Source organism: Sporosarcina sp. 179-K 3D1 HS (assembly GCF_047228905.1).
Taxonomy (GTDB): Bacteria; Bacillota; Bacilli; order Bacillales_A; family Planococcaceae; genus Sporosarcina.
In genome coordinates this window covers 110,115-135,641 of record NZ_JBFEGI010000006.1, presented here as the reverse complement: position 1 = coordinate 135,641, position 25,527 = coordinate 110,115, and the positions used below count along the sequence as shown (strand labels likewise).

Here is a 25,527-nt window from a genome sequence, read left to right as displayed (position 1 = left end):
GAAACCTATCATTTCAAGCCTATTCAGAAATTAAATGAAACGAAATTGCTCGATAGCAGTCTAATGGTATAACTAGGGAAATGGAAAGGACTGGTCAACTTGAGAAAACCAGCTATTTGGATCGCCTCTGCATTATCCATCGTCATCTTAGCTTTGGCGTTTGCGTTATCGATTGAGAAAGTGACCGTGACCGCCTCCAGTATTGCGCTGTCCGATAGCGGTTGGCGTGCGAGCTTCTCCGCACCGCTTAAAACGGAGGCCAACCTTTCCGGTGATATTTATATCACCGATCGGAAAGGGAAAAAGGTCGAGGCGGACATACGAATTGAGGGGCATATGGTCTATGTCAACGGACTTGAACCGGGCATGTATACGCTGCATGTCAAGAAAGAGGCAGTGAAAGGGAAGCGGTTCAAATCTCTCCAAGGGGATAAAATCGAATTTACGGTCCATGAATCCATCCAATCCGTTACCTCCGCCAAAGAGTTGCAAGCATATTTTGAGCGGGCGAAGCAAGTGATGGAGAGAAATCAGAGCAAGGTGTCCAGGGAAATGACCACAAGTGAGAGTGCAAATGACATGGCATCAGGACAAGGCGGCGGTGTTGACCATTCGACGACCAACAACCAAGTCGAGGGGGTCGACGAGGCGGATATCGTGAAGACGGACGGAGACTTTATTTATTCCATTGTTGGCCATAACGGCGTCACCATTACAGATATCCGGAATCCAGCAAAGCTCCAGAAAGTTCATGAACTAAAGGTGGGCGCAGAGAATTTTTATCCGAACAACTTATTTTTGCACGATAATTTGCTCATTGTCCTCGGCACGAAAATGAGGATGGATACAGGAACTTCAAATAAGCAGGCAGAAATGATTATGCCAATGAATGGCATGACGGTTGCGCAATTATATGATGTGACAACGCCGGAGAAGCCGAAGCTGATCCGCGAAGTCGGTGCGGAAGGACATCTGAACGGCGCACGGAAAACAGGTGATATGCTTTATTTTGTAACGAATATCTATCCATATTACTGGATCATGGAGGATTCGAAAGCGGAGGAACTTCGTCCGGTCGTCCTGGATTCCAACAGCGGTGACAACCCGGAGCCGTTAGCCTATCAAGACATTTCCATTTTGCCGGGAGCAGTGGAACCGACGTACTCCGTCATCACGGCAGTTGATCTATCATCTCCATCTAAAAGCGAACTCGTAACAAAAGGGTATCTCGGCAGCAGCCAGCAACTGTATATGTCAAAAGATAATCTTTATTTGACCGCCTCAATCTATCAGGCAAATCCAGCTGCGGGCGGGCAAAATCGGTCCATGATCTGGAACCCCGGAAGTGCCAATAGCGAAGTCTTCAAGTTTTCCCTGAATGGTACGAAAGTGACATTCCACAATTCCGCTACATTAAAAGGCACGTTACTGAACCAGTTTTCCATGGATGAACATAATGGCCACTTCCGTGTAGTCACGACCGAAGGGAATCAATGGGACGAGGAAAATCCTTCCAAAAACCATCTATTCATTTTAGATGAAAAAATGAAGCAGGTTGGGTCGGTCGAAGGGTTGGCGAAAGGGGAGCGCATCTATTCTGCCCGCTTCATGGGAGATAAGGCATATATGGTGACATTCCGGGAGACGGATCCGCTGTTCGTCATTGATGTCGCCGATCCGGCTGCCCCGAAAGTGCTCGGGGAGTTGAAAATTCCAGGATTCAGCAACTATTTGCATCCGCTTGACGAAAACCATCTCATCGGGTTCGGCTACGATACAGTAGCGAAGAAAAATCCGCATGGCGGCGAACCGTTGATCTTGACACAAGGGATGAAACTCTCCTTGTTCGATGTATCGGATTTTGCAAATCCAAAAGAAAAGGATACCGAAATTATCGGCGGACGGGGAAGTTACTCGCCGATCCAGCATGACCATAAAGCGCTCTTCCAGAATCCACAACGGAGTTTATACGGATTCCCTGCGGTTCTTTACGAAGAACGCAAGAGTAATAATGATTTCTGGGATGTGAACTTCCAAGGGGCAGGCGCGCTGGTTTATGAAATTACGCCGGAGCAGGGAATTGTGTTGAAAGGAGATCTCATAGAGCGAAAACAGCAAGGCGAACAATATGTCGATTGGGAAAGGGAAGTTCAGCGATTGTTATTTAGCGGTGATAAGCTGTATACAGTGTCTATGAAGGAGATCCATCAGTACGGGTTGGATTCGATGAAACGGGAAAATACATTGCCGCTGAATTAAAAAGGGATGCCAGGTTTTCACACAAATTGATAGGCGTGAATTGTGTAATAATTTGGCACCCGGATGGAAGAAGTCTCTAGGATGCCAGGCTACAGACACCATTTGTGTTCTTTGCGAATTGTAGCTGTACCTGGTATCCCAGTGAAAAAACGGAGTGTCCTAGGATTCAAGGGCACTCCATTTTTTCTTGGTTATAGGGCTTCAATTTTTTCTGGAATGACAGGCATGCCGATATGGTATCCTTGAATGGCATCAATTCCCATGGAGATTAGCATATCCATCTGCTCTTTCGTTTCCACACCCTCTGCCACGACATACAACCCGAGGGATTTTCCGAGACGGATCATGCCTTCCACCAGTTTTTGTGTATTGTTGTGGGTCAATAAAGAGCTGATGAACTCTTTATCGATTTTGATTTTGGATATCGGTAATTTTTGTAGATAGCGGAATGAGCCATATCCGGTTCCGAAATCGTCGAGAGCGAATTCAATTCCTTTCTCTTTCAAGTCATTCATTTGAACAACGAGGGATTGCTCTTCTTCCGCTTGAAAAGCAAAGCGTTCTGTAATTTCGAGTTGAATCCGGTTGGAAGGACAGCCGGTTGCCCCGAGAATGGAGTTTATTTTTTCGAGCATCTGGGAATTGCTGAACTCCCGTACGGATGAGTTCACCGAAATCTTAATATCCCGGTTGCTTTTTGCCCACACTGCGGCAAGTTGCGCGGCATCTTTCAAGACAAATGCGCCGATTTCGTGGATAAGCCCATTTTCTTCGGCAACGGAAATCAATTCTTCCGGTGTCACGATTCCAAGTTCTGCGTCCTCCCATCGGACAAGGGCTTCATACATATTCACTTTCCCGCTTGCCACATCCCATTGCGGTTGGTAGACGACTTGGAGAGTTTGTTCATTTAGGGCGGACAGCATTCTACGGTCAATCGTAGCACGCCGGTTGAGTCCACGATGTGATTCCGCGGTCAATGACACGATCTTTCCTCCGCCGTGCTCCATTACGTCCTTCGTAGCAGTAATGGCTGCCTGGATGAGGTGATTATAAGTCTGTTGATCTTCGGGGAACCGGACAATTCCTCCGCTGACGGAAATCGGCAAAGCATTGTTATCAATGTAAATCGGATTTTGCTCCAAAAATTCGAGGAACCCTTGGATATACCAATCGCCGAACGGTGTCAGGACAGTGAACTCACTGATGCCGATCCGGGCGATTGGATTGTCTTGGAAGAATCGCTTTAACCGATTGCTGAACGATGTGATCAGCTTTTTTTCCGAGTCAATGGAATGTAGATCTTTCAACGTATAGTAATGGTCGATGGCAATATGAACAAACGAGAAATGCTTGTCTTCCTCAATCATTTCATTTACAGTAGCTTCAAGTTTGTGCCTGCTCATCAGACCCGTCTCAAAGTCTATGAAAGCAATCTGTTGAAGTTGGTTCCGCAAATTAACGTCTTGTGTGATATCCAGCTCCAAGAACGTGACGGAATTTAATTCCCCGTTAGGTTTCAAAAATGGGATGGCAATCAGGTTGACGTAGTATGGCTCTCCATTCCGGGTCATTTGTTCAACGGTGCCGAACCATGTTTTCCCTTTGCCGACGGTTTCCCAAATGATATGGGCTTGTTCCACTCCTTCTTCCGTTTCGGGGAACATTTGCCAAATTGTCTTTCCGAGGATCCGTTTCGGCGTCCATTTGCTGATGTCCAGGAATTTTTTATTTGTATAGAATATGACCCCCTCGGCGTCGGTACGCATCACCATATAAAAGAGCTCCAAATTACGGAGAAGGTCTGGGAGTTCTGGCATAAATTGCCCACTTTCGGATTTCATATTACTGTCCCCTTTTGGATGTTGTATATTACTATTATAATAAAATCATTTTTACTTTACAGCATGATTATGACAAATCCCCAACTTTTGTTTAATTTTAGAAATTTTTCATGCGATTTCTAGGTGGAAGGGCATGGGTTGGTTGTACGGTTTGTTCAGGCGGAGAGGAGGGCGGGAATGGAACGATTCAAAGGTATCGCGATGATTGTGATTGGTGCAATATTGTGGGGGGCAACAGGGCCCATGATGGAGTGGCTTCTCACAGAGGGTGCCATGACCCGCTCCTTTCTCATTATTACGAGAATGATAGTGGCAGGGATTCTGCTGCTTTCCGTCTTGAAAGGGAAAGGGGTAAGGATTTTGGCGCCCCTGCAACAAAAAATGTGGGCCAGGCAGTTGATTCTGTTCAGCATTGTGGGCATGCTCGGGGTCCAATTCACTTTTCTGGGCTCCATTGAAACGAGCAATGCCATCATAGCGACCTTATTTCAATTTTTGGCCCCCATCTTCATTATCATTTTCGTCTCCTGGCGGCAGTGGGCCTTGCCGCCACGTTCGCAAGTGATCGGGATTGCCGTCACCGTTGTGGGGTTGTTCCTGTTATTGACGAATGGATCATTGGCAGGCTTTGCCTTGAGCAAGGAGGCCCTGGCATGGGGGTTGGCAGTCGGATTCACATTTGCTTTCTATACATTGTATCCCGTTCGGTTGATGAGTGAATGGGGGGTGCTGCTGTCGGTCGGATGGGGAATGCTGATTGGCGGCGGGGTTTTATTCATTATGAATCCGATGGCCGTCTTTACTGGATATCATCCGCTACTCGATTGGCGGATTGCTGTTATGCAAGTCTTGGTCATCGTCGTCGGGACAGTCGCCTTCTCGCTCTTTTTAGGAAGTATGAAATACATCACGCCGGTCGAGACGAGTATTTTATCCAGCTTCGAACCATTGACAGCGATGGTCATCTCGGTCCTGTGGCTTGGGCAAGTGCTCGGCACGTGGCAGCTCGTAGGGGCACTCGTCATGCTCGTCGGTGTGACCGGCCTGTCGATAGCAGGAAGCAAAGCACGGGAAGAATGAAAAAAGCGGGGCGTTCCGGAAATAGGATCGCTCCGCTTTTTCTTATGGTTCAGTGATTTCTTCGACATAAATCCCATCATCGATATCAATCTCCAAGCCTTTCGGGACGTGGAGATAAATGACCAAATCGCGCGACATGGATGAGCTGAATCCCATGTTCCGGCGTGGGGCGCTTGTAAATTGATTTACTAGAACTGCGTCATTATAGGAATTCAACTGTATTGGGGTAGATGGTTGCCTTAAAATGGTCACCTGGTTGTCTTCCCATTTGGGGAGGACATAATCGGCCCGATCCGACAGATCATAATGGTTGACTGCCAAGAGGGGACGGAATACTTTTTCCTCGATCAAACCATCGTCCGTATCTTTCCACTTCAGAATGACATGGGGGCTGTTCTCGAAGTCGGGGATCGCGTGGGCAATGGCAAAGCCATCCTGCACGGGATATGTCTGCTCTCTCAGAATCCGTTCGGAAGGGATTGCTTCAAAGTCACCGGCCCGAATGTTTTCGAAGAACTGATTATCCGACTGCTCTTCTACAATAGGCAAATCTGCTTGTGCTTGAGTGTCCAGGAAATCGACAGTCAACGTGGCGATGAGCAAAATGGCAATATAGGTCCCAAACAAGAGATACGTCCATTTGCGGCCAAGCCATATTCTTCGGGACACTTTTTTCATCGGCTTGAATAGGAGAAGCATGATGATAACAATAGGAATCAGTAATGTTGCTAGTCCGAACATTGTTACTGTGAACATTTATTTCCTCACCTCCAATTTATCCGTTAAGTAAACCGCTATTCCGAAGATGCCAATGACTGTCACAACCACTTTCAAGAGAAATGTGAAAAAGTACGTCTCTGTTCCATAGAAGGCCACCAATTTTTCAATAAAGCCGAATGCGAAGATACCGGCAAAAAACGGAAGAACGAACAAGAAGATGATGAGTATCGGGATGACCAGTTTGCTCCGCTGGATGAAGGAGCCGATGCCATAACCGAAACTAGCCAATAGAATCGTATACAAAATGGCTGTGCTTAATTGGGTGAAATACTCCATGGGAGCTCCCAATACTCCCCAAGATTCGATCAGAACGGGCTGGGATCGGAACATGGAAATGAATTTGACGATCGAGCCCGCAAAAACAGCAGTGACTCCACCAATCCCGGATACCGCCAACAGAAAACCGAAACTGGACAGATGATGGCTGAGCCGGTTGGATACGAAAGCGAATGCGTCGTTGCGATAAGCTGTCGTCGTCAGTAAAACTCCCATTGAGAAGGCCCAAATGAGTGTCAGAATAACAGGCATATCGCCAGATGCGGCTGTCCAAGAAACTTCGAGTGATGAACTTCCATAGCTTCCGCCCCCTGCGTTAAATGCCAATAAAACGCCAATAATCTGCATGACCATCAAAGCGGTGAAAACACCGGTATACGCATTAAATTTATAGTGGACCTGCTTCATGACGATATCAGTGAGTCGCGGTTCTGTTAAATACATTGTCGATCCCTCCATTCAATCCCGTCGTCAAGATGACATACGCCTCGTTGGCGGATACGGGCATAAGTTTCACGCCTTCCTCTGCCAATCGCGTTTTTTCTTCATCAGTCAATTCGTTTTCCACGACAATTTCACTCCAAGCCCCGTTTTGCAGCCGGCCATAGACGGTCTTTTGAATGGAGGCCAGTTTCTCTTCTTTTCCAATCAGCTTGATAAATCGTTCCTGTAATTCTGTGATCGGACCGTGGAACCGGACGCCGCCATCATGGATCAGTAAAATATCTTCCAGCAAATCTTCAATCTCTTCCAGATGATGGCTGGACAATAAAATCGTCCGGGGATGGGCGATATAATCCTTTAACAAAGCACGATAAAAATCTTTCCGGACCGCCGTATCCATGCCGGTTGTCGGTTCGTCAAGAATGGTTACCGGACAGTGCGCTGCTATGCCAAAAATGGCGTTGAATGTGCTTTTTCTTCCCTTGGACAAGGTAGGGTAGCGAGCCGCCGGGTGGAATCCGAAATACTCGAAAAGCCTTTGGGCAAGATCGGCATCCCAATTCGGATAAAAGCGGGCCGCTTCTTCCAGGATGTCTTGCAATGTCAATTTATCGGAAAAACTCATCGTATCGTCTGTGAAAATGAGATTGGCGGACACTTTTAAACTATTGAATGGATTTTCCGAGAAGACCCGGACGTCTCCGGAAGTTGCGCGGATATGACCCGCAGCAATTTTCATCAATGTTGACTTGCCCACTCCATTTCGACCAATCACGCCTGTCAAAACGCCTTCTGCAATCGTGAAGTCCAATTGATTCAAAACGCTGTGTGCTCCGAATGATTTGGAGACGTTGCTAAATTCGATGACGTTCATGATTCCCCCTCCTTTTTCTGTGCACGCTCTGCTTCGATCATTGTTAGAAGATGTCGGTCATCGACACCGAGCAAACGAGCCTCGGTTAATAGCTCTTTAATCAGCCGCCGGAGCGTTTCTTCTTTTCTTTTTATAATTAAGGTATCGCGGGCATCCTGGGAGACAAATGTCCCGAGCCCCCTTCTTTTATAGACGATTCCTGCTTCCAGCAACAAGGTCAGCCCCTTTCCCGCCGTCGCCGGATTAATATTGAAAATCTCAGCCAATTGATATTGTGAATGAACTTTTTCATCCGCCTGCAGCGTTCCATCTATGATTTCACTTTCAATCCATTCCGCTATTTGAATATAAATCGGTTTCGAACTATCCAGATCGAGCATCAGCGTCACCTCCTACTAATTAGTGCATTACTGTTGTAATGTACTATATGCTATTTGGAAATGAAATACAAGTGTTCTTTGAAATTGTGTCGGTGCCAGGCACCATTCTGGGTAGCGGAGGGGGTGGGTTGATTGAACCTAAAGTCATGGTTTGCAAGGAACAGTTCGTTGCGTGCAAGCAACCTGATGCGGAGTGCAAGGAAAGTGCGGGTGAGTGCAAGCATTCGGACACAGGATGCAAGCAAACAACTGAAGTGTGCAATCAACCCGCACCCCGGGAGAAAGAAAACTCTCTTCATGGCGTGTTATAATGGGGGACAGTTATTGAATTATTAGAGAAATGATAGGGTTTTAGGGGTGACGGATCATGAGGACGGTGTTTTCCTATGCGAAACCATATAAATGGCCGATTGTTATTGCGCTTGTTCTGACATTGCTGGAGCTGGGGGTGGAACTGGTTCAGCCACTACTCATTGCGAAAATCATCGACGAAGGGATTATCGCAGGGGATGCCGCTGTTGTCTGGACTTGGGGGAGCGTGATGATGGCGCTTGCGTTCTTCGCCTTTTTCTCGGGGGCTTTCAACTCCTTCTTCGCAGCGCATGCGGCGCAAAGTTTTGCATTTGATCTGCGGCAGGCGTTGTTCAATAAAGTGCAGGCATTCACAATGGCCACCTTTCTGCGGTTTCCGACGTCCGGTCTCATCACCCGGTTGACGAGTGATGTAACGATGGCGCAGAACGTGTTGTTCATGGGATTGCGGATTATGTTGCGTGCGCCGCTTATGGTAATCGGCAGCTTGATCATGGCTTTTGTCGTCAATGTGAAACTTGCCTTGTTCTTACTTGCAGGTGCGCCAATCCTTGTCATCTTTTTGTATGTCATGACGAAAAAGGGAGTCGTTTTCTTTTCACGTGTCCAAAAACGGCTCGACAGGGTGAACCGGGTCATTCAGGAGAATTTGCAAGCGGTCCGGTTGATCAAAGCATATTTGCGGGGGACCCATGAAGCAAAAAGGTTTGACGATGTTGCAGATTCTTTACGGGGCGACACAGTACGGGCGATGCGGATGATGGAACTGATCTTGCCTGTTTTGCTGTTCATCATGAATGTCAGCTTGATGGCGGTCCTTTGGTTTGGAGCGGTGGAAATTCGGGATGGTGGCGCGCAGGTCGGGGAACTGGTGGCGATTGTCAACTATGCGATGCGGATTACCGGTGCGTTTTCGATGTTCTCATTTCTCATCATCCTATTTTCCCGTGCGAAAGCCTCCTCGGAACGGATGGCGGAAGTGCTCTTGGCCGATGAAGATCTGGAAGATCAACAGACGGAAAGTTCCAGCTTGTCCGTATCGGCTGGAGATCTGCGTTTTGAGGAGGTGTCCTTCCATTATCCCGGAAAAACAAAGCCGGTTCTTCAGAACGTCACATTCCATGTTCAAGCGGGAGAGAAGCTGGCCATCATGGGAGCGACAGGTTCGGGGAAATCAACACTTCTCAATCTGATCCCCCGCTTTTTTGAAGTGACGGAGGGAGCCATCTATGTCGGAGGAGTGGACATCCGGGAATGGCCGTTGAACGAGTTGCGGGAAACGATCGGACTTGTGCCGCAGCAATCTGTCCTGTTCACCGGGTCTATCATGGAGAACTTGGCTTGGGGTGACAATGAAGCCGGGTCCGATGAGTTGGTGGAAGCCGCGAGGAAAGCGCAGATCCATGAATCCATCGATCATTTCCCGCAGAAATATGAAACCCGTGTCGGGCAAAAAGGGGTCAACTTATCCGGCGGGCAAAAGCAGAGGTTGTCGATCGCCCGGGCACTTGTACGGAAGCCGTCCATCCTCATTCTGGATGATAGTACGAGCGCGCTTGACGTGAAAACGGAAGCGGCCTTGTGGGTAGCATTGCAAGAGGAGGAGGCGACCATGCTGGTTGTCACGCAAAAAATCCGGACAGCGCAAGGGGCAGATCGGATTTTACTCTTGGATGAGGGAAGGGTCGTCGGCTACGGCACGCATGATGAACTAATGACGCAATCCGAGCTCTATCAGGCAATTGCACAGTCCCAAGCGGAAGGGGAGGTGATCGATGATGTCGAGCATCCGTAAACCGTTCGGCTATGAACCGATACTTACGAAAGAAGCAATTCGAGGAGTCAAAAAGAGGAAAAAGGAGCGGGCGAGCGATTGGAAGTCGGTTCTCTTCCGGATCTGGAGGCTGGTCGATGAACAACGAGGCCTGTTACTACTCGTTCTTGGTCTCGTCTTTGTCAGTTCTGTCCTCACTTTACTAGGTCCATTAATGGTCGGAAGAATTCTCGATTATCACATCATTCCGATGAGTTTCAATGGTCTGGCCGTTAAAATCGGTTGGCTGATCGCCATTTATCTGTTCCTGTCTTTATCGCTTTATTTCCAGAACTTCTGGATGGTCGGCATCGCACAGCGTACGGTGTTACGACTGAGGGCGGGGTTGTTTGCCCATCTACAAAAGCTACCGGTCCATTTTTTTGATAAAAGGCAGCATGGTGAATTGATGAGTCGCGTGACGAATGATATCGATAACGTCAGCCAAACGCTCAACTCTTCTTTTATCCAAGTGTTTTCCAGCGTCCTGACGTTGACGGGAACTCTGGCGGTCATGTTGTACCTCAGTCCGTTATTGACCTTATTGACGATGATCATTATTCCGATCATGTTCACAGCAGTCCGATGGATCACCCGCCGGACGGGGCTTCTCTTCAAGGAGCAACAGCGGGCGCTCGGGGAATTGAACGGCATGATCGAGGAGACGGTTTCCGGCCAGCGGATCGTCAAGGCATTCTCCCAGGAGTCCCGTGTTATGGAGGAATTCGCGACGAAGAGCGAGTATCTTCGCCGAGCCGGTTTTTGGGCTTCCGCGTATTCGGGTTTCATTCCTAAAGTGATGAATATGCTGAACAACGCTGCATTTGCGATTGTGGCTGGCGTTGGTGGTTTGTTAGCGCTGAAAGGCGATGGGGTTGTGACTATCGGGACGATCGTCATCTTCTCGGAATTAGCCCGTCAATTTACGCGTCCCTTGAATGATCTGGCCAACCAATTCAATACAGTGCTATCCGCAATTGCGGGAGCGGAGCGGGTTTTTGCCATAATGGATGAGCCGGTGGAGCTAGACAACGCCACTTTCTATGTGAATCAAAAGCTGAAGGGGGAAGTGGAATTCAAGGACGTGTCTTTCGGATATGCAGTGGAAACGGACGGCTACACGGTGGACGGGATTTCATTCCACGTTAAACCGGGAGAGACGGTGGCATTAGTAGGTGCTACAGGAGCGGGGAAGACGACGATCATGCAGTTATTGTCCCGTTTTTACGAGGCGGATGAAGGCCTGATTTTGATCGACGGTATTCCGATACATGAAATGCCGAGGCAAACGCTTCGCAGCCAGATGGCGTTTGTCCTCCAGGATCCGTTTCTGTTCGAGGCGACCGTCCGGGAGAATATCCGGTACGGCAAATTGGATGCGACGGACGAGGAAGTCATGGAAGCGGCGAAACAAGCCAATGCGCATTCTTTTATCATGAAATTGGAAAATGGCTATGATACGATCCTGACGGCGGATGGGGGAGAGATTTCGCAAGGGCAGAAGCAGTTGCTGTCCATTGCACGAGCCTTAGTGGCCGATCCCGTCATCCTTCTGTTAGATGAAGCAACGAGCAGCATCGACACGGTGACCGAATTGGCGATCCAGGAGGCGCTCGATCGATTGATGGAAGGCCGGACAAGTTTTGTCATTGCCCATCGACTGAATACCATTCGCAAAGCGGATAAGGTGTATGTCATGGAGCAGGGCCGATTGATCGAGTCCGGAACGCAGGAGGACTTGTTGGCGCGTCAAGGGGCTTTTTATCAAATGGTGAAGGGATCGGAAGTATGAATGCATCAAAATAGGCTATGAGGAAGCGAACCCTCATAGCCTATTTGTTATTTCACGTCTTCGATATCCAATTTCGTTCCATCGTCAAAATTAATTTCCAAATCGAATTTGGAGTATGCGTCCAATTCGTAATACGTTAAAATGCGTTTGATATACTCTTCTTTTGTCATATTGTTACGGAGAAGAAGGGCGGTAAAGAGTTGATGGAGCTCGTCCATCGCTTCTTTTCCTTTCACATTGATTCCCTTCAACGTGTTTTTATATTCGACGTCCAGCTCTTTATCGACCTCGTAATCCGCTTCGATTGCATCTTTTCCATCTACATCGATGTCCAGATCGAAATGGGTGAAGCCGTACCCGTCACCGGTTTCCATCGTGCCTCCTTCTTTTTCATGTTCGTAAATGATATCCGCGTCTTCCCGCTGATCTTTGTCCGCATTTTTTCCAAAGTTTCCGCATCCGGCTATTACGAAGATAGCTGCCAACAAAAGCAAACTTGCTATCGTAAATTTTCGCATATTTTCACGACCTTTCATTTGGTATCAATACTTAACTTTACCTCGCGGAAAGGAAATTAAACAGAGATGGTGGAAATGAAAACACCGGCTTCCAAGAGCCGGTGCTGAAAAAGGAATCTATAATAACAGTGTTACCATTTAGCTTTATGTTCTTCCGTACAACCGAGCATTTGTCGGACATACAAGATGGAGTCATCATAAAGTTTGATCCGGCCGTTAAAATAGCCGACGAGCTGATGGACATCCGTCCGGATAATGCGGATGTTGGTCTGGGCCACTCGTTCGAAAAAAGGAGTAAAGGTGAGTTGAACGCGATCTGTGAATTTTGTTTTAATTTGCCAAGGTAACATGAAATTGTCCGCGTCATATGTGAAGATGACATCTTCATGGATTTTCGTCATGATCCCGTCCACGAAAACGGCATTTTCCGTCAGACCTGTACCGTCCGTCCATTTTCCTCCAAAATTCAGTCCAATCCGGCGTCCACCTGATCGTTGGGAGGCCATCGCCCAATTCCACTCCGCCTCACGGGGCCAAATACCGCGTCCGTAATCAAGGACAGCAAAGCTGTAATCCGGATTGAAATCATACCGCTTGTCCCCGATTTTCACGAAACCGCCGGTTGGAAGGATATGATGTTTGGCGGTAAATTGGAAGACGTCCCGGCTCTTCGGAATGACAACATTTAACGAATCGTCTTCCGGCGGATGGGTGATATGAAGATCCGCATGAAGCACTTCATTATCAAAATCGGGGATGGTGACCGATAGATGGGTCTCGCCTTGAATATGGATGAACTGAATCGAGAAGCTATCCGTTGACACCTTGACACTGTCCAGTACTTCTTCAGGCATCTTCACCTTTCGTCCGACCGGAATAGTGACCACCTTCTCATAAAACCGCTGCGTCTCATAATCCAATATATAAACAAAACAGACAGCTGCGTAGTCGAGGTGGCTAATCGTCGCGGAAAATAAAAGGTCCTCCCCATAGACACACCAATAATTCCACTTCTTTTTCCGCATGAAATGGCCTTTTAAATTACTCTGGATGAATGGACGCCTGGCAAACCCAATCGCTTCCGGATTCAATTGTCCCTTGCCATCACAGAGCGGGACAGGTCCCATAATTTCCCTCTCTATATGCTGCATCTAGCCAACCCCCTACCTATTGTCTTTTTAATATCTTATGTTATAATCTTATTGTACCAAACTTACGGGGCATTAGCTCAGCTGGGAGAGTGCTTGCATGGCATGCAAGAGGTCAGGGGTTCGAGCCCCCTATGCTCCATACTTAGAATTACCAATGTTTTATTTTGAAAACCACTCAACCATTGAGTGAACCTACAAACACTTCCACATCTGTTAATTTACAGAATGAGGGAAGTGTTTTTTCTTATTATATAAACCATGACATACATATAGTTTTTCTATCATACTATATGTTTGGGGTGGAAAAATGCCGAGAGTTAAATACCGAGATGCAGACGTTAGTTTAATGGCAAGGATGATGAGAGCAGAAGCCGAGGGTGAAGGCAACCAAGGGATGTTATATGTGGGCAATGTAATTGTGAATCGGGCTGTCGCAGATTGTTTGGACTTTAGGGATGTAAGAACAATTGAAGATGTCATTTTTCAGATTCAAGGAGGAAATTATTCATTTGAAGCTGTTCAAAAAGGGAATTTATTTTATCAAAGAGCGAGATCTTCTGAAAAAAGATTAGCCAGACAGACCTTGGAAAATTGGAGACAACATCCCGCGCGATACGCCCTTTGGTATTTTAACCCATATGCTCCCTGTCCTCCAACCTGGTACAATCAACCTTTTACTGGTCAATTTAAAAGTCACTGTTTTTATGAACCGGCCGCAGGAACATGTGCAAGTGTTTATAGTGGTTAGTTTTCTAGGGGCTTAAGCGAGAGCATAATGGATGCAAAACAACAATGGAGTCACTTCAGTGGCTCCTATTTTATCTATATATCTAGCAATTAAAAAAATGCAGTATGCCCGGATTGCGATAGATGATAATTTTTAATTGCTGAGTCTAATGTAATATCGTCTTGCTCAATTAATGGGTTGAAAGTCTACTTTCATGAAAGTCTTTACACATAGATTTTTTATAGTTAAATGTGGTAGTGAACGGATCTTTTGATATGTTAGTTTCTTCTTTTTATGAATTATCACTATCGAAAATACTATTCTGAAAATTGGTTCTATATGAACTTTATCAAAATAGTACTTCAATTATACTTAATCATGTAACCTACTTTTCGGGAGGCTTGATTAACGTATGAGAAGAAAACCGTTTATTGCTTTACTAATGGCAGCAAGTTTAACGATGGGAGTTCCGGCGGCCTATGCAAAAGAAGCACCGACTCTGCCATCTCAAGCACAGCAAGCCCTGGATAATAAGATCATTAAGAAAATCAACTCGGATAACATCTACGATGATATTGCACATCTTTCCAGCGAACCGCGGATTGCGGGGACGGAAGCCGAGTGGGAAGCGGTTCAATACATTGAATCGAAATTTTCTTCATACGGCTATCAAACTGAAATTCAGCCGTTTACCTTCGAAAGTTACCAAGAGCCGACCATTTCCGTTCGAATCGGGGACAAGCCCCTTGCATCCAGCAGCTTGACGTATACTCCAAACGGCGAGGCGACAGGTGAATTGGTGTATGCCGGATTAGCGACAGAGGCAGACTTGGCAGATGTTGATGTCTCTGGCAAGATCGCACTCGTCAAACGAGGAGACATTTCCTTCGCTGATAAAGTGCTGAATGCCGCACAAGCAGGAGCGACTGCGGTAATCATTTACAACAATGTACCGGGATCATTAGCAGGTACGTTAGGTGCCCCGAATGATGACTTTGTGCCGGCTGTTTCCATTACGCAAGAAGAGGGAGAGAAGCTGGTATCTACTTTAGCGGAAGGACAAGCAATTTCCGCAACTGTCAACATTACAGGTGGCGGAATTTCGCAACAAACATCACATAATGTAATAGCTGTAAAAGAACCAACACAGAAAAATAAAGCCACAGACCAGATTGTCGTTGTGGGGGCACACCATGATTCAGTTCCGGGGTCGCCTGGTGCCAATGATGATGCTTCCGGAGTAGCAACATCCCTGGAGCTTGCACGTGTCCTTGCCAACATGCCGACTGATACGGAAATCCGATTCGTTACATTCGGAGCGGAGGAATTGGGGCTTCTCGGATCTTATGCGTATGTGGATAGTTTATCCCAAGATGAACGCGACCGTATTGTCGGCATGTTCCAGATGGATATGGTCGGTAGCCGGGATGCCGGAGAGCTCGTCATGTTTACGGTTGATGGGGAGAAAAATACTGTTACTGACCTGTCGGCAGCAGCCGGTGTCCGAACGGGAACGGCGTTAACGTATGGACAAGAAGGACGCAGTGATCATGTACCGTTCCATTATGCAGGCATTCCAGCCGCTTTATTTATCCACAATCCACTTGAGCCTTGGTACCACACGCCGGAAGATTCATTAGATAAAATTAGTAAAGAGAAGCTGCAGGAAACAGCCGAAATTGTCGGGGCAGCCGTCTATCAAATCGCCCGTCCAGACACTCCTGCCTTGGAGAAATCCAAAGTCTCGCCAAAACCAGTCGATTACGAAAAGATGGCTGGCGGCCTGCAATAAATAGGCGAAACGAAAAGCGGGAAGGAATAGTCTGACAGGTTGGTTATTGAGGCGTAAACATTAAGTATTAACCCAATGGGAAACACAATTCGCATCTGAATTGTGTTTCCTTTTTTGTTGATATCAACATTTCAAAAGGTGGAACAATCCAGTTACATACCCTACTATTTCGGGTATAGCAGTGATGACGGGCTGACGCCTTTGAGTAGGGAGTGTACATATTGAAAAAGGTTACAATTATATTGGGGATATCTTTACTTTTAAATATCCTTTTAATCGGATCGGGAAGTTATATCGTGAATAAAATTGGAGGGATTGATTTCGTTAAAACTCGGATGCAAGCAGTTCCTTCCGCAAAAAGGGATGCCGATTACTATTTCACAAAAAAGAGTGTCTTCGAGAATTCTGTTGTTCAACAGCCGGATAAGGTGTTTATCGGAGATAGCATCACCGATTACGGAGAATTCCAGGAATACTTTCCGGACGAGGTTGTGTTGAATCGGGGAATACGGAATGATGTTGCCAAAGGGGTATTGGAACGAATAGAAGAAGTGGTGAGCCGTAATTCTGTTGAAGCGTATTTGATGGTTGGTGTAAATGATATCCGTTACGCAACGGATATTCAGGAGTTCGAGGAGAATATCATGGCCATCATAAACGCGTTCGATGGGAAGGGTACGAAGCTTTTTATTCAATCCATCTTGCCGGTGAACAATGGGTTATTCGGGAATGAAGTATCTAATAAAAAAGTAAAGGAATTCAATGATATTTTACAAAGAATTGCTGAGGAAAATGGATTGGAATATATCGATTTACATGCCCATTTTCAGAATCAAAATGGACAGTTGGATAAGCGATACACAATTGATGGACTTCATTTAAATGGTGATGGGTATAAATTGTGGATAGACACACTCAGTCAACTCAAGTAAACAGGAAAACACCAGCCGAGTTTGTAATGGCTGGTGTTTTTCGTCCGTTCTATTAAGTTGGGATCGGAGTCGATTTTTTCTTCGGTGTAAATCCGCCAAGCAACAGTTTCCCGTTCGGCAGCAACTTGTTGATCAGAATCGAAACGATGATTGGAATGAACAAGCCGATTGCCGTGAATCCCATGAGGCCATAAGTGAAATAGTCGTTCAGAACAATGTCCGCAAAAATATGCAGGTACATGATGGAGAGGGAGTGCTGTTCGACTTTCCGGAGCCAGCCGAGCGACATCCTCGCGGTGATTCTTTGGAAAACACCGACCAATACAATTGTGAATGAAAGGGGAATGGCCAAATCCAAAATAAAATGGTCGTAGCGCAAAAATTTCATGCTTAACCGATAATCGATCATACCGACGCTATCGAGTACAACGGCCGTCACACTGACAACGATACCGGCTATCATCCATCGTTTCGTCACCTGCATCCATATATCTTTTAAATAATAGCCGATTGCGAAATACACTATTGCCATCAGCGCCACATCAATATTCCAAAGCATCGGTATCGATTGCGCGGCTTCAGAGGGTTTCCCGCCAATGACATGCATTGCCACAATGCTTTCGAAGTGGGCAAGCGTATAAAAAATCGCTAACAGAACAAATTGTTTCGTCCGGTTGAATGTTTTGGTAAGCCATAAGAAAAACAGATGGGTAAAAAATAATGTTGTAACAAACCAGAACACACCATAAGCACCACGCACAAAACGCCCGCCTATAACAAGCGTCCACAAATCATTCAAATACCACGATACATCCCAATTCCCCGAACCGATTTCCATACCGTAACGGATCAGTGTAATACTGACTAGAAAAAACAAGTACGGGACGATCAATTGCATAAAGCGTTTATGGATAGCCGCTTTCATTAGCCCTTTTTCCATAGCCGGCTTAAAAAACAACCCACTCAAAATGAAAAAAGCAGGCATATGAAACCAATAAATATACTTTGCAAGCGGAAAATCAAGTTCCCCTGGATAATGGCCGATCACGACAAGGATCATTAAGAATCCTTTCGTTACATCCACCCATGTTAAACGTTTCTTACTCATAAACAAGCACCTCGAGAAAAAGAATTAGCTGCTATTGTATACCCTAAATTCCGCGGTTTAGTGAGATGTAACACAATTGATAACAGATTGTAAGATTAATGGGAAATTTTGTAGGTGTTGCCAGGAGGGAAGGGGAAACTAGAAGTTCCATGGAAGAGGAAAACGTTTTGTGGAAAGTGAGCAATGCTTTTACGGGAGGTGACAACGTATAGGTTGGTTACATAAAAAGGTGATCAAATACAAAAAAGTCCCCAGTGATCTTATCGGGGACAGAATAATCAGCGGTTCAAATCTTGAATTCCAGGACTATGTTCGTTAGGCATCTCAGGCATCAACGGTACCGGAAAACCATTAGGCGGATCAACTACTTGAAGAGTGCCTTCACTCCTGCTCGGAGATTGACCTTGAAAAATCTCAGCTATGCGGGTAGGGTCTAACCTGAAGTTGAATAGTGCATTATCGAACCCCATATCGACATATTTTCGGCATTCCGGATACTTGTTAATATCATAATTAGGAATGGGGAGTATTTTACCCCAATTCACACCTAACGTCTCCAACGCTTTAGCAAAAGCATTCTGATGCGCGTTATCACGAACGATAAGAAAAGCGAGTGTTTCACGGAATGTTTTATTTGAACTCATTTCGTAAATGCGGGTTTTTTGGAGGACTCCCGTTGATTCAAGTACCAAATTGTCGAGTAAATCTGCGATGAGGTTTCCATGAGCATACACCCAAGAACCATTCCAAGGATTGCCTCCAGCGTCGACAGGCAGAGAAGACTGAGCGCCAATAATATAATGATGTGGATTTGCATGTCTAGTGGCGTCGTTAAGTGGAGCATGATCGACACCGGCGTTTCCTGGAGCTGCGGAATGCCCAGAGTCATTTAATAGCTGATTTATTGTATTTTGAACTAGCTCGACATGCGCAATTTCTTCCAAGAAAATGCCACGAAGCAAATCTCGAAACTGTGTATCCTTCCCTCTAAAGTTGGAACTTTGGAAAAAGAACTGCATCATCGTTCTCATTTCGCCATAATGACCGCCTAAAATTTCTTGTAAGACTCTAGCGGCTTCGGGGTCTGGTTTATCAGGAGTGATGATATTAATAAGCTCTTCCTTGTAATAATACAAATACATCCAATCCTTTCAATTTTTCTCTAAGGATTAGAATGCCCAGCCTATTAAAAATTATCCATTTATCTAACAAAGGCCTTAAACGATAAAAACAGATCCCAAATCGCCCGAGTCGAATCGGGATGGAACCGTTGGAAAAGAGAAGATGGGCGGAATGCCTATTCTTTTTCCTTCATACGATGGGGGAGGGGGTGATGTGATTTGTATAATCGACAAGCCGCGGTAGACTATGCAAACCGTTGGTGGAATGGCCGTAACCCAGCGTACCCGTCATTTGATGTAGACTGCACGAACTATATATCCCAATGTTTGCGTGCGGGCGGAGCACCGATGCACGGCTATCCGAACCGCGAACGGGGTTGGTGGATCCAAGGGGGGACGTGGAGCTTCAGTTGGTCGGTAGCCCATTCGTTGCGCTGGTATTTGGGCAGTTCAAAAAAAGGGTTGACGGCCAGGCAAGTGTCCTCCGCAGAGCAGCTCGACTTGGGGGATGTCATTGCCTATGACTTTCAAGGGGACGGACGGTTCGACCATTCTACCATCGTCACGGCAAAAGACGGGGCAGTCCCACTCGTCAACGCGCACACCTATGACGTCCGTCAAAGGCACTGGGCATATAAGGACTCTTATGCGTACTCACCGAATGCAAAATACATCTTTTTTAAAATCAATGACCAATTTTCATGAAAAAACAGCTGTTCAACGAACCGTGTTGAACAGCTGCTTTCATTTAATCCACAGATCCACGAAGGGTTCGATTTGCCGTATTTCTGCGCTCTTTGCAGAAATTAAGGCACTTTTACAATACCGCGCACTAAGACTGTGAACTTCAACTAAGAAGGCGCCCCGTGCTATTGTTCTTTTAATCATACCAAAGAATAGCCAAAGTACCTTCCCCCGCATGGACTGCAAGCGTCGAACTGATATCGCCGATTTCCACTTCGAGTCCCGGAACTTGTTCGGAAATCAATTGTTTCAAATGGATGGCTTGCTCCATTACATTTCCTTGCATGAGATAGATTTTATTCCGATGAGGAGTATGGCTCTCGATTACTTGGTCCACTAAATATTGCAGGGCTTTTTTCTCGGAACGTACCTTGTCAATCGCTACCAGCTCACCCTCACTGGAAATTTGGACAATCGGTTTCACTTTCAGTAAACTACCGAGAAAAAACTGGACGCCGCTCATCCGGCCGCCTTTGTACAGTTGGTCCAGCTGGCCGATCAGGATGAAGTTCTGAAGGGTGCTCGCCATTTTATCGAGTTGGTTTTTGATTTCCGGAACGGTGGCGCCATTTTCGTACATATCCATTCCTTTTTCAATCAAACCTGTAATGCCATAGGACAGGGATAGGGAATCAATGAACGTAATCGGAAATCCTGACAGTTCGGCTCCGGCCGTGGAAGAGGCAAGCGTACCGCTTAGTTTGCTGGACACATGCACCGCAATCGCTTGTTCATAGTCTTCTGCAATCTTTCGGTAACGCTCCGCGAATTCCCCGGCGGACGGTTGCGATGTTTTTGGAAATTCCTCAGCGTCCTTGATTTTCGCATAAAGTTGTTCAGGTGTTAAGTCAATGCCGTCGATATATTGCTTTTCACCGAAATGTATTGTGAGCGGAACCGAAAAGAAATCAGGATGCTGCCGAAGATGCTCGGGAACATAGGCGGTGCTGTCCACTATCCAGGCAAGCGGTTTTTTCGTCATAAATTAAATCATCCTTTTTTATCAATTTTGCTTCCATTTTACTATACCATGAAAAGTAATCAGGGTGTTCGGAAGATTGCGAGACGGACGCAAAAGTCTGTAGAAGGTGTGTGGCCGGACAGAATAAGGTATACTATAGGGAGTATGAGAAAAGGGGAAATCAGGAATGAATGAACAAGCATTGTCTGTAAGAGAAGCCATCCGAACAAGACGTTCGATTAAAAACTTCAATGGACAGCCGGTGGATCAAGAGAATATTGAAGAGATTCTGGAGGATGCGGTGTGGGCGCCGAATCACGGAAACCGCAATCCATGGCGCTTTATCGTGGCGGCCGGAAAACAATATTCGGAATTTCTTGATGTACTGCGTGAATACGGCGTTCCGAAATGGAACGAGTTATCCGCTGAGGATTTGGAAAAGCAGATGAAAAAATTCACTAATGCCGGAGCCGTAGCTATGGTCATCGTACCAGAAGATGCACGGCAAAAAGAACGTCTCGAAGATTTCGCGGCCGCTAGTACCTGCATCCAGAACATTCAGCTTTTGGCCTGGGACAAGGGAATCGGGACTTGCTGGAAAACACCGGCTTTCCTGGATAATCCGAAATTCCGAGAAGACCTGGGAGTCCAGCCGGGGGAGCGGATCATTAGCATGCTACAATTCGGCTATTATGATGAAATCCCGAAAGCCCGCCCGCGCAAACCGCTTGAAGAAATTGTTACTTACTATGGAAGCAATAGCGAAGAAGAATGAAATGAAGCCCGACCTGTAAATTCAGGTCGGGCTTATTGCATCGCTAATTATTTTCCCCGTTCGCTCATATTCTTCCGTCCGCGCTCATACATACTGTGGACCGCTCATAACTCCCGGGGATCGCTGATAACTTCCGAGGGCCGCTCATAACTCCAGTGGAGCGCTGATAACTTCCGTGGATCGCTGATAACTTCCGAGGGTCGCTCATAACTCCCGTGGATCGCTGATAACTTCCGTGGATCGCTGATAACTTCCGCGAACCGCTGTTAACTCCCCACAAGCGTTAATAACCTCTTCCAACCTTGCTTATTTCTTCAATTCCTCGCTCGTCAATCCAGCAATTTCATAATAATAATCCCCGATGACGCGCAGTCCTTTGTCGAAGTTCTCCAAGTGGAAATGTTCGTTCGGAGCGTGGAAGTTTTCCGTGTCCAAACCGAATCCCATGAGGACGACGGGGACTTGTAATATTTCATCAAATGCCGCAACGATCGGAATTGAGCCACCGCCACGCGTGTAGGCGGTTGGAACGTGGTATACCTTTTCATAAGATCGGCCTGCCGCTTGGATGGCAGGGTGATCGAATGGCGTGATAAATGGTTTTCCTTTGTCAAATTCACTGACCGTCACCGTGACGCCAGCCGGTTTATGTTTTTCAATATGGGCTTTCAGCTTGCCCACAATTTCGTCCGGGTCTTGGTCAGGGACGAGGCGGCAAGTTATTTTAGCTCCAGCTTCCGCAGGCAGGACGGTTTTGATACCTTCTCCTGAAAAACCTCCGAAGATGCCGTTCGCTTCGAGTGTCGGACGTGCCCATGTTCTTTCCAGATGGCTGAATCCTTTTTCCCCGAACAACTCGGCCACACCGATTTCGTCCTTCAACGCCTCTTCATCAAAATCCAATGCCTCGTACGCAGCCCGCTCCTCATCTGTCAGCGGTCGGACGTTGTCATAAAATCCATCCACCGTGATCGTGCCTTCCTGGTCATGGAACGAGGCGATGATTTCAGCAAGTGCATGAATCGGGTTTTGAATACCCCCTCCATACAGCCCGGAATGTAGATCTCCCTTAGCGCCTCGAATATCAATCTGCACACCGGCCAATCCGCGCAGTCCATAGCAAACGGCTGGTTGTCCAGGTCCCACCATGCCGGTGTCCGAAATGACGATGACGTCAGCAGCCAATTTTTCCTTGTTCGCCTCGATATAAGCTTCAAGATTGGGACTGCCTATTTCTTCTTCCCCTTCGATAATGAACTTGACATTGACCGGCAATGTACCGTTCTTCTGCATCAACGCCTCGACGGCCTTCACATGCATGAATACTTGCCCCTTATCATCGCTGGCGCCCCGTGCATAGATTTTATTGTCCCGGACTTCTGGCTCGAATGGCTGGCTGTCCCACAAATTCAACGGATCGACGGGTTGCACGTCATAATGTCCGTACACCAGGATGGTCGGTTTTCCTTCCGCATGCAGCCAATCGCCATAGACGACGGGATGCCCTTCCGTTTCGTCGATGGACAAATTTTCAAGCCCCGCCTGTTTGAATGAATCCACTAGCCACTCTGCCGCCTTGCGCATATCCGCTTTATGTTCCGAAAGCGCGCTGATACTAGGTATACGAAGGAATTCCTTCAATTGATCAAGATGCGCATCACGGTTGTCCTTAAAATACTCGTCTAACATAATATACTCCACCTAAATCCCTCGTTTCATATTTTTTCATGTTTGGGAACAGTATAGCAGAAGGAAAGAAGGTAAGTGGAGAGTACAGACTTGGACGGAACTAGTATGGTATGATATTCGAAAGTTACTAAATTGTACGACTTCAATTCGAATTAATTCCTGGAGGGACTGCCTTTGTTTATCGCGCTTGGATTCTTTTTATTCATGTCGTTTTTCCTGTCGGGTAGTGAAACAGCGCTAACCGCCGCGAACCGGATGAAAGTCCAGTTCCGGGCTGATCAGGGGGAGAAGCAGGCCATCCGTCTGCAACGGCTCATTTCAAAACCGGATCGCATGATTACCGCAATTTTAATTGGCAATAATATCGCGAACATTATGATGCCGACCATCGTCACAATGATTGCAATCGATAAAGGGGCCAACGTCGGGATTTGGACAGGGGTGCTGACTGTTATTTTGATTGTCTTCGGTGAAGTTTTACCCAAGACGATTGCCGCAACCTTTGCGGACCGTGTTGCGTATGTGGTCGCGCCAAGCATTTCCCTCCTCGTCAAACTTTTGACCCCGCTCACTGCTTTGCTCGCTTTGTTCACCAATATTTTCATCCGGATTATCTCAAAGGGAACCGTAACGGAAGCGACGTTGACGAAAGAAGATCTTCGCTCGTTAGTGGACATCGCATCAATTGAAGGAACATTTGAGCAGGATGAATCCCTACGCTTAAAAGGGGTGCTCGACTTTCCCGAAAAGGATGTGTCGGACGTATTGGAGACGCATCGGACGGATATCGTCGGGTTGTCGATCGACTCTACTTACGAGGTAGTGCGGGACACTATATTGGAACATTCGTATACACGCTATCCTGTTTACGAGGAGAGCATGGATGCGATTGTAGGGGTCTTTTATTCCAAGATGATCATCAGTTGGTCGTTGGAACCGGATCGGAAGTTGGGGGACCTGATTGACCGCGATCCACTCTATGTCGTCCAATCTTCCAGCGTGGAGCGTGTCTTTAAGCTGATGCTTTCCAAGAAAAAGCATATGGCCATCGTGTTGGACGAGTATGGCGGGACGCTTGGAATTGTGACGCAAGAGGATATTATCGAGGAAATGATCGGACAAGATATCGAAGACGAAACCGACCAAGAAGAAGAAGAGCTCGTTTATGAGAAAACAGACAATATGCTAGTCTGCCACGGACGGCTGGAAATTGTCGATGCAATGGAACTGATGGATATTGAACTGCCGACTGATAATGAAACCTTAGGTGGGTTTGTCCTGCAAGAGCTGGGCCATCTTCCGGAGCCGGGAGAACGTTTCACATATGAAAACCTTCGCTTTGAAATAGAAGAGATGGACCGGAGCCGGATTTTACGAATGAAAATTACAATCAAGGAAGAGGAAAGTGAGACGCCGGCCACATGAACAACGGGTTGACCGGTTGATTTGTTCACGTATTCTTCAATATGCTTACAAGTTTGTAAGCCAACTGAAAGAGAATCCGATGGTTTGTAATCTCCGTATTGTCGATAATGATATTAACAGTAAGAATACGGGGGCGCTACGATATGAACCAAAACCTAAACGACTTATATGAAGAATACGGACGTTACATATACCACCTATGTTTGAAATTGACACGGAACAAAGAGGAAGCGGAAGATCTGATGCAGGATGTCTGGGTGAAGGTCGTCCGCTACAGTGGGCGAATGGCTGATGTCGATCATATGAAAGCATGGCTGACGACGATCTGCATGAACACCTTCCGCGATCGCTATCGGAAAGATGTCAGAAGAAGCAAGCATGTGATGCATCAACCCGAGTCACTTGATGTGCCATTGCTCGACTTAGTGGAAAGCGATGGACCGACACCTTCCGAATGGCTTGAGCGAAATGATATTCAAGTCCGGGTGCAAGAGAAAATTGGTGAGTTGGACCATATTTATAAAAAAACGATAGAATACTTCTATGTATACCAATATTCATTGATGGAAATTGCAGAAGAGATGAAAGTGTCCATCGGAACGGTGAAATCCAGGCTGTTCCGGGCCAAAAAATATTTGAAAGAAATCCTCATGGAAGACAATACCGTGCGTGACTATGTCATCGCGTAAGCACAGCCCATTTGCGGCTGTGTTTTTTTGTTTGCCACTCT

General features: G+C 46.6%; 22 protein-coding genes and 1 tRNA gene. 12 read left to right on the top strand and 11 right to left on the bottom strand.

What is annotated here, in order from left to right; genetic code table 11:
* Window positions 1–99: 99 nt before the first annotated feature.
* Window positions 100–2,259, top strand: coding sequence for a beta-propeller domain-containing protein (locus AB1K83_RS10105; protein ID WP_413058067.1), 2,160 nt, complete (start codon window positions 100–102; stop codon window positions 2,257–2,259).
* Window positions 2,260–2,450: 191 nt separating this feature from the next.
* Here AB1K83_RS10105 and AB1K83_RS10100 read toward each other — a convergent pair whose 3' ends face one another.
* Window positions 2,451–4,103: an EAL domain-containing protein gene (locus tag AB1K83_RS10100; RefSeq protein ID WP_413058066.1), complete on the bottom strand. Its 1,653-nt coding sequence runs from the start codon at window positions 4,101–4,103 to the stop codon at window positions 2,451–2,453.
* Between the two features lie 177 nt (window positions 4,104–4,280).
* Here AB1K83_RS10100 and AB1K83_RS10095 point away from each other — a divergent pair, with 177 nt between their 5' ends.
* Window positions 4,281–5,183, top strand: coding sequence for an EamA family transporter (locus tag AB1K83_RS10095; RefSeq protein WP_413058065.1), 903 nt, complete (start codon window positions 4,281–4,283; stop codon window positions 5,181–5,183).
* A 42-nt stretch (window positions 5,184–5,225) separates the two neighbouring features.
* Here AB1K83_RS10095 and AB1K83_RS10090 read toward each other — a convergent pair whose 3' ends face one another.
* From AB1K83_RS10090 to AB1K83_RS10075, 4 genes are read right to left on the bottom strand one after another with little or no spacing between them, the layout of a single operon-like run.
* Window positions 5,226–5,939 carry a hypothetical protein gene (locus tag AB1K83_RS10090; RefSeq protein ID WP_413058064.1) on the bottom strand — a complete coding sequence of 238 codons (714 nt, stop codon included), beginning with the start codon at window positions 5,937–5,939 and terminating at the stop codon, window positions 5,226–5,228.
* Complete coding sequence (locus AB1K83_RS10085) at window positions 5,940–6,683, bottom strand: hypothetical protein (protein ID WP_413058063.1); 744 nt, start codon at window positions 6,681–6,683, stop codon at window positions 5,940–5,942. It lies immediately after the preceding gene.
* Window positions 6,655–7,557, bottom strand: a complete 903-nt coding sequence (locus AB1K83_RS10080; protein ID WP_413058062.1) for an ABC transporter ATP-binding protein — start codon at window positions 7,555–7,557, stop codon at window positions 6,655–6,657. Before AB1K83_RS10080 ends, AB1K83_RS10085 begins: the two co-directional genes overlap by 29 nt.
* Window positions 7,554–7,937: a GntR family transcriptional regulator gene (locus AB1K83_RS10075; RefSeq protein ID WP_413058061.1), complete on the bottom strand. Its 384-nt coding sequence runs from the start codon at window positions 7,935–7,937 to the stop codon at window positions 7,554–7,556. Before AB1K83_RS10075 ends, AB1K83_RS10080 begins: the two co-directional genes overlap by 4 nt.
* Window positions 7,938–8,304: 367 nt before the next feature.
* Here AB1K83_RS10075 and AB1K83_RS10070 point away from each other — a divergent pair, with 367 nt between their 5' ends.
* Together AB1K83_RS10070 and AB1K83_RS10065 are read left to right on the top strand one after the other, a co-directional pair.
* A complete protein-coding gene (locus tag AB1K83_RS10070; protein WP_413058060.1) occupies window positions 8,305–10,044 on the top strand; it encodes an ABC transporter ATP-binding protein in 1,740 nt (579 codons plus the stop codon).
* Complete coding sequence (locus tag AB1K83_RS10065) at window positions 10,028–11,854, top strand: ABC transporter ATP-binding protein (protein ID WP_413058131.1); 1,827 nt, start codon at window positions 10,028–10,030, stop codon at window positions 11,852–11,854. Before AB1K83_RS10070 ends, AB1K83_RS10065 begins: the two co-directional genes overlap by 17 nt.
* Before the next feature lie 47 nt (window positions 11,855–11,901).
* Here the strand turns inward: AB1K83_RS10065 and AB1K83_RS10060 are convergent, their stop codons facing one another.
* Together AB1K83_RS10060 and AB1K83_RS10055 are read right to left on the bottom strand one after the other, a co-directional pair.
* The gene (locus tag AB1K83_RS10060; protein ID WP_413058059.1) at window positions 11,902–12,372 is read right to left on the bottom strand and encodes a YusW family protein; all 471 of its coding nucleotides are present in this window, start codon (window positions 12,370–12,372) and stop codon (window positions 11,902–11,904) included.
* A 131-nt stretch (window positions 12,373–12,503) separates the two neighbouring features.
* The gene (locus AB1K83_RS10055) at window positions 12,504–13,523 is read right to left on the bottom strand and encodes a DUF2804 domain-containing protein (protein WP_413058058.1); all 1,020 of its coding nucleotides are present in this window, start codon (window positions 13,521–13,523) and stop codon (window positions 12,504–12,506) included.
* Window positions 13,524–13,589: 66 nt separating this feature from the next.
* On the opposite strand from AB1K83_RS10055, the gene AB1K83_RS10050 reads away from it, so the two are divergent.
* The 4 genes from AB1K83_RS10050 (at window position 13,590) to AB1K83_RS10035 (ending at window position 16,974) form a co-directional block, all read left to right on the top strand.
* Window positions 13,590–13,662, top strand: a tRNA-Ala gene (locus AB1K83_RS10050).
* 168 nt (window positions 13,663–13,830) lie between these two features.
* On the top strand, window positions 13,831–14,271 hold the full coding sequence (locus tag AB1K83_RS10045; protein ID WP_413058057.1) for a cell wall hydrolase: 441 nt from the start codon (window positions 13,831–13,833) through the stop codon (window positions 14,269–14,271).
* 391 nt (window positions 14,272–14,662) lie between these two features.
* Window positions 14,663–16,042 (top strand): M28 family peptidase, encoded by a 1,380-nt coding sequence (locus tag AB1K83_RS10040; protein WP_413058056.1) that lies wholly within the window; start codon window positions 14,663–14,665, stop codon window positions 16,040–16,042.
* A 296-nt stretch (window positions 16,043–16,338) separates the two neighbouring features.
* Window positions 16,339–16,974, top strand: a complete 636-nt coding sequence (locus tag AB1K83_RS10035) for a GDSL-type esterase/lipase family protein (RefSeq protein WP_413058055.1) — start codon at window positions 16,339–16,341, stop codon at window positions 16,972–16,974.
* Between the two features lie 52 nt (window positions 16,975–17,026).
* Here the strand turns inward: AB1K83_RS10035 and AB1K83_RS10030 are convergent, their stop codons facing one another.
* The gene (locus AB1K83_RS10030; RefSeq protein ID WP_413058054.1) at window positions 17,027–18,082 is read right to left on the bottom strand and encodes an acyltransferase family protein; all 1,056 of its coding nucleotides are present in this window, start codon (window positions 18,080–18,082) and stop codon (window positions 17,027–17,029) included.
* A gap of 278 nt (window positions 18,083–18,360) precedes the next feature.
* Complete coding sequence (locus AB1K83_RS10025; protein WP_413058053.1) at window positions 18,361–19,218, bottom strand: manganese catalase family protein; 858 nt, start codon at window positions 19,216–19,218, stop codon at window positions 18,361–18,363.
* A gap of 204 nt (window positions 19,219–19,422) precedes the next feature.
* Here AB1K83_RS10025 and AB1K83_RS10020 point away from each other — a divergent pair, with 204 nt between their 5' ends.
* A complete protein-coding gene (locus tag AB1K83_RS10020) occupies window positions 19,423–19,908 on the top strand; it encodes an amidase domain-containing protein (protein WP_413058052.1) in 486 nt (161 codons plus the stop codon).
* Between the two features lie 175 nt (window positions 19,909–20,083).
* On the opposite strand, the gene AB1K83_RS10015 is transcribed toward AB1K83_RS10020, so the two are convergent.
* Window positions 20,084–20,929 carry a DegV family protein gene (locus AB1K83_RS10015; protein WP_413058051.1) on the bottom strand — a complete coding sequence of 282 codons (846 nt, stop codon included), beginning with the start codon at window positions 20,927–20,929 and terminating at the stop codon, window positions 20,084–20,086.
* 166 nt (window positions 20,930–21,095) lie between these two features.
* Here AB1K83_RS10015 and AB1K83_RS10010 point away from each other — a divergent pair, with 166 nt between their 5' ends.
* Window positions 21,096–21,683, top strand: a complete 588-nt coding sequence (locus AB1K83_RS10010) for a nitroreductase (protein ID WP_413058050.1) — start codon at window positions 21,096–21,098, stop codon at window positions 21,681–21,683.
* 306 nt (window positions 21,684–21,989) lie between these two features.
* Here the strand turns inward: AB1K83_RS10010 and AB1K83_RS10005 are convergent, their stop codons facing one another.
* Window positions 21,990–23,372: a dipeptidase gene (locus AB1K83_RS10005; RefSeq protein ID WP_413058049.1), complete on the bottom strand. Its 1,383-nt coding sequence runs from the start codon at window positions 23,370–23,372 to the stop codon at window positions 21,990–21,992.
* Window positions 23,373–23,546: 174 nt separating this feature from the next.
* Here AB1K83_RS10005 and AB1K83_RS10000 point away from each other — a divergent pair, with 174 nt between their 5' ends.
* Both AB1K83_RS10000 and AB1K83_RS09995 read left to right on the top strand, forming a co-directional pair.
* A complete protein-coding gene (locus AB1K83_RS10000) occupies window positions 23,547–24,797 on the top strand; it encodes a hemolysin family protein (protein WP_413058048.1) in 1,251 nt (416 codons plus the stop codon).
* 143 nt (window positions 24,798–24,940) lie between these two features.
* Window positions 24,941–25,486, top strand: a complete 546-nt coding sequence (locus AB1K83_RS09995; protein ID WP_413058047.1) for an RNA polymerase sigma factor — start codon at window positions 24,941–24,943, stop codon at window positions 25,484–25,486.
* Window positions 25,487–25,527 lie beyond the last annotated feature (41 nt).

Coding starts and splice junctions, on each gene's coding strand:
- AB1K83_RS10010 (WP_413058050.1), top strand. CDS start 21,096: ATGAATGAACAAGCATTGTCTGTAAGAGAAGCCATCCGAACAAGACGT.
- AB1K83_RS10015 (WP_413058051.1), bottom strand. CDS start 20,929: ATGACGAAAAAACCGCTTGCCTGGATAGTGGACAGCACCGCCTATGTT.
- AB1K83_RS10060 (WP_413058059.1), bottom strand. CDS start 12,372: ATGCGAAAATTTACGATAGCAAGTTTGCTTTTGTTGGCAGCTATCTTC.
- AB1K83_RS10030 (WP_413058054.1), bottom strand. CDS start 18,082: ATGAGTAAGAAACGTTTAACATGGGTGGATGTAACGAAAGGATTCTTA.
- AB1K83_RS10075 (WP_413058061.1), bottom strand. CDS start 7,937: ATGCTCGATCTGGATAGTTCGAAACCGATTTATATTCAAATAGCGGAA.
- AB1K83_RS10055 (WP_413058058.1), bottom strand. CDS start 13,523: ATGCAGCATATAGAGAGGGAAATTATGGGACCTGTCCCGCTCTGTGAT.
- AB1K83_RS10065 (WP_413058131.1), top strand. CDS start 10,028: ATGTCGAGCATCCGTAAACCGTTCGGCTATGAACCGATACTTACGAAA.
- AB1K83_RS10085 (WP_413058063.1), bottom strand. CDS start 6,683: ATGTATTTAACAGAACCGCGACTCACTGATATCGTCATGAAGCAGGTC.
- AB1K83_RS09995 (WP_413058047.1), top strand. CDS start 24,941: ATGAACCAAAACCTAAACGACTTATATGAAGAATACGGACGTTACATA.
- AB1K83_RS10005 (WP_413058049.1), bottom strand. CDS start 23,372: ATGTTAGACGAGTATTTTAAGGACAACCGTGATGCGCATCTTGATCAA.
- AB1K83_RS10080 (WP_413058062.1), bottom strand. CDS start 7,557: ATGAACGTCATCGAATTTAGCAACGTCTCCAAATCATTCGGAGCACAC.
- AB1K83_RS10100 (WP_413058066.1), bottom strand. CDS start 4,103: ATGAAATCCGAAAGTGGGCAATTTATGCCAGAACTCCCAGACCTTCTC.
- AB1K83_RS10045 (WP_413058057.1), top strand. CDS start 13,831: ATGCCGAGAGTTAAATACCGAGATGCAGACGTTAGTTTAATGGCAAGG.
- AB1K83_RS10070 (WP_413058060.1), top strand. CDS start 8,305: ATGAGGACGGTGTTTTCCTATGCGAAACCATATAAATGGCCGATTGTT.
- AB1K83_RS10090 (WP_413058064.1), bottom strand. CDS start 5,939: ATGTTCACAGTAACAATGTTCGGACTAGCAACATTACTGATTCCTATT.
- AB1K83_RS10095 (WP_413058065.1), top strand. CDS start 4,281: ATGGAACGATTCAAAGGTATCGCGATGATTGTGATTGGTGCAATATTG.
- AB1K83_RS10040 (WP_413058056.1), top strand. CDS start 14,663: ATGAGAAGAAAACCGTTTATTGCTTTACTAATGGCAGCAAGTTTAACG.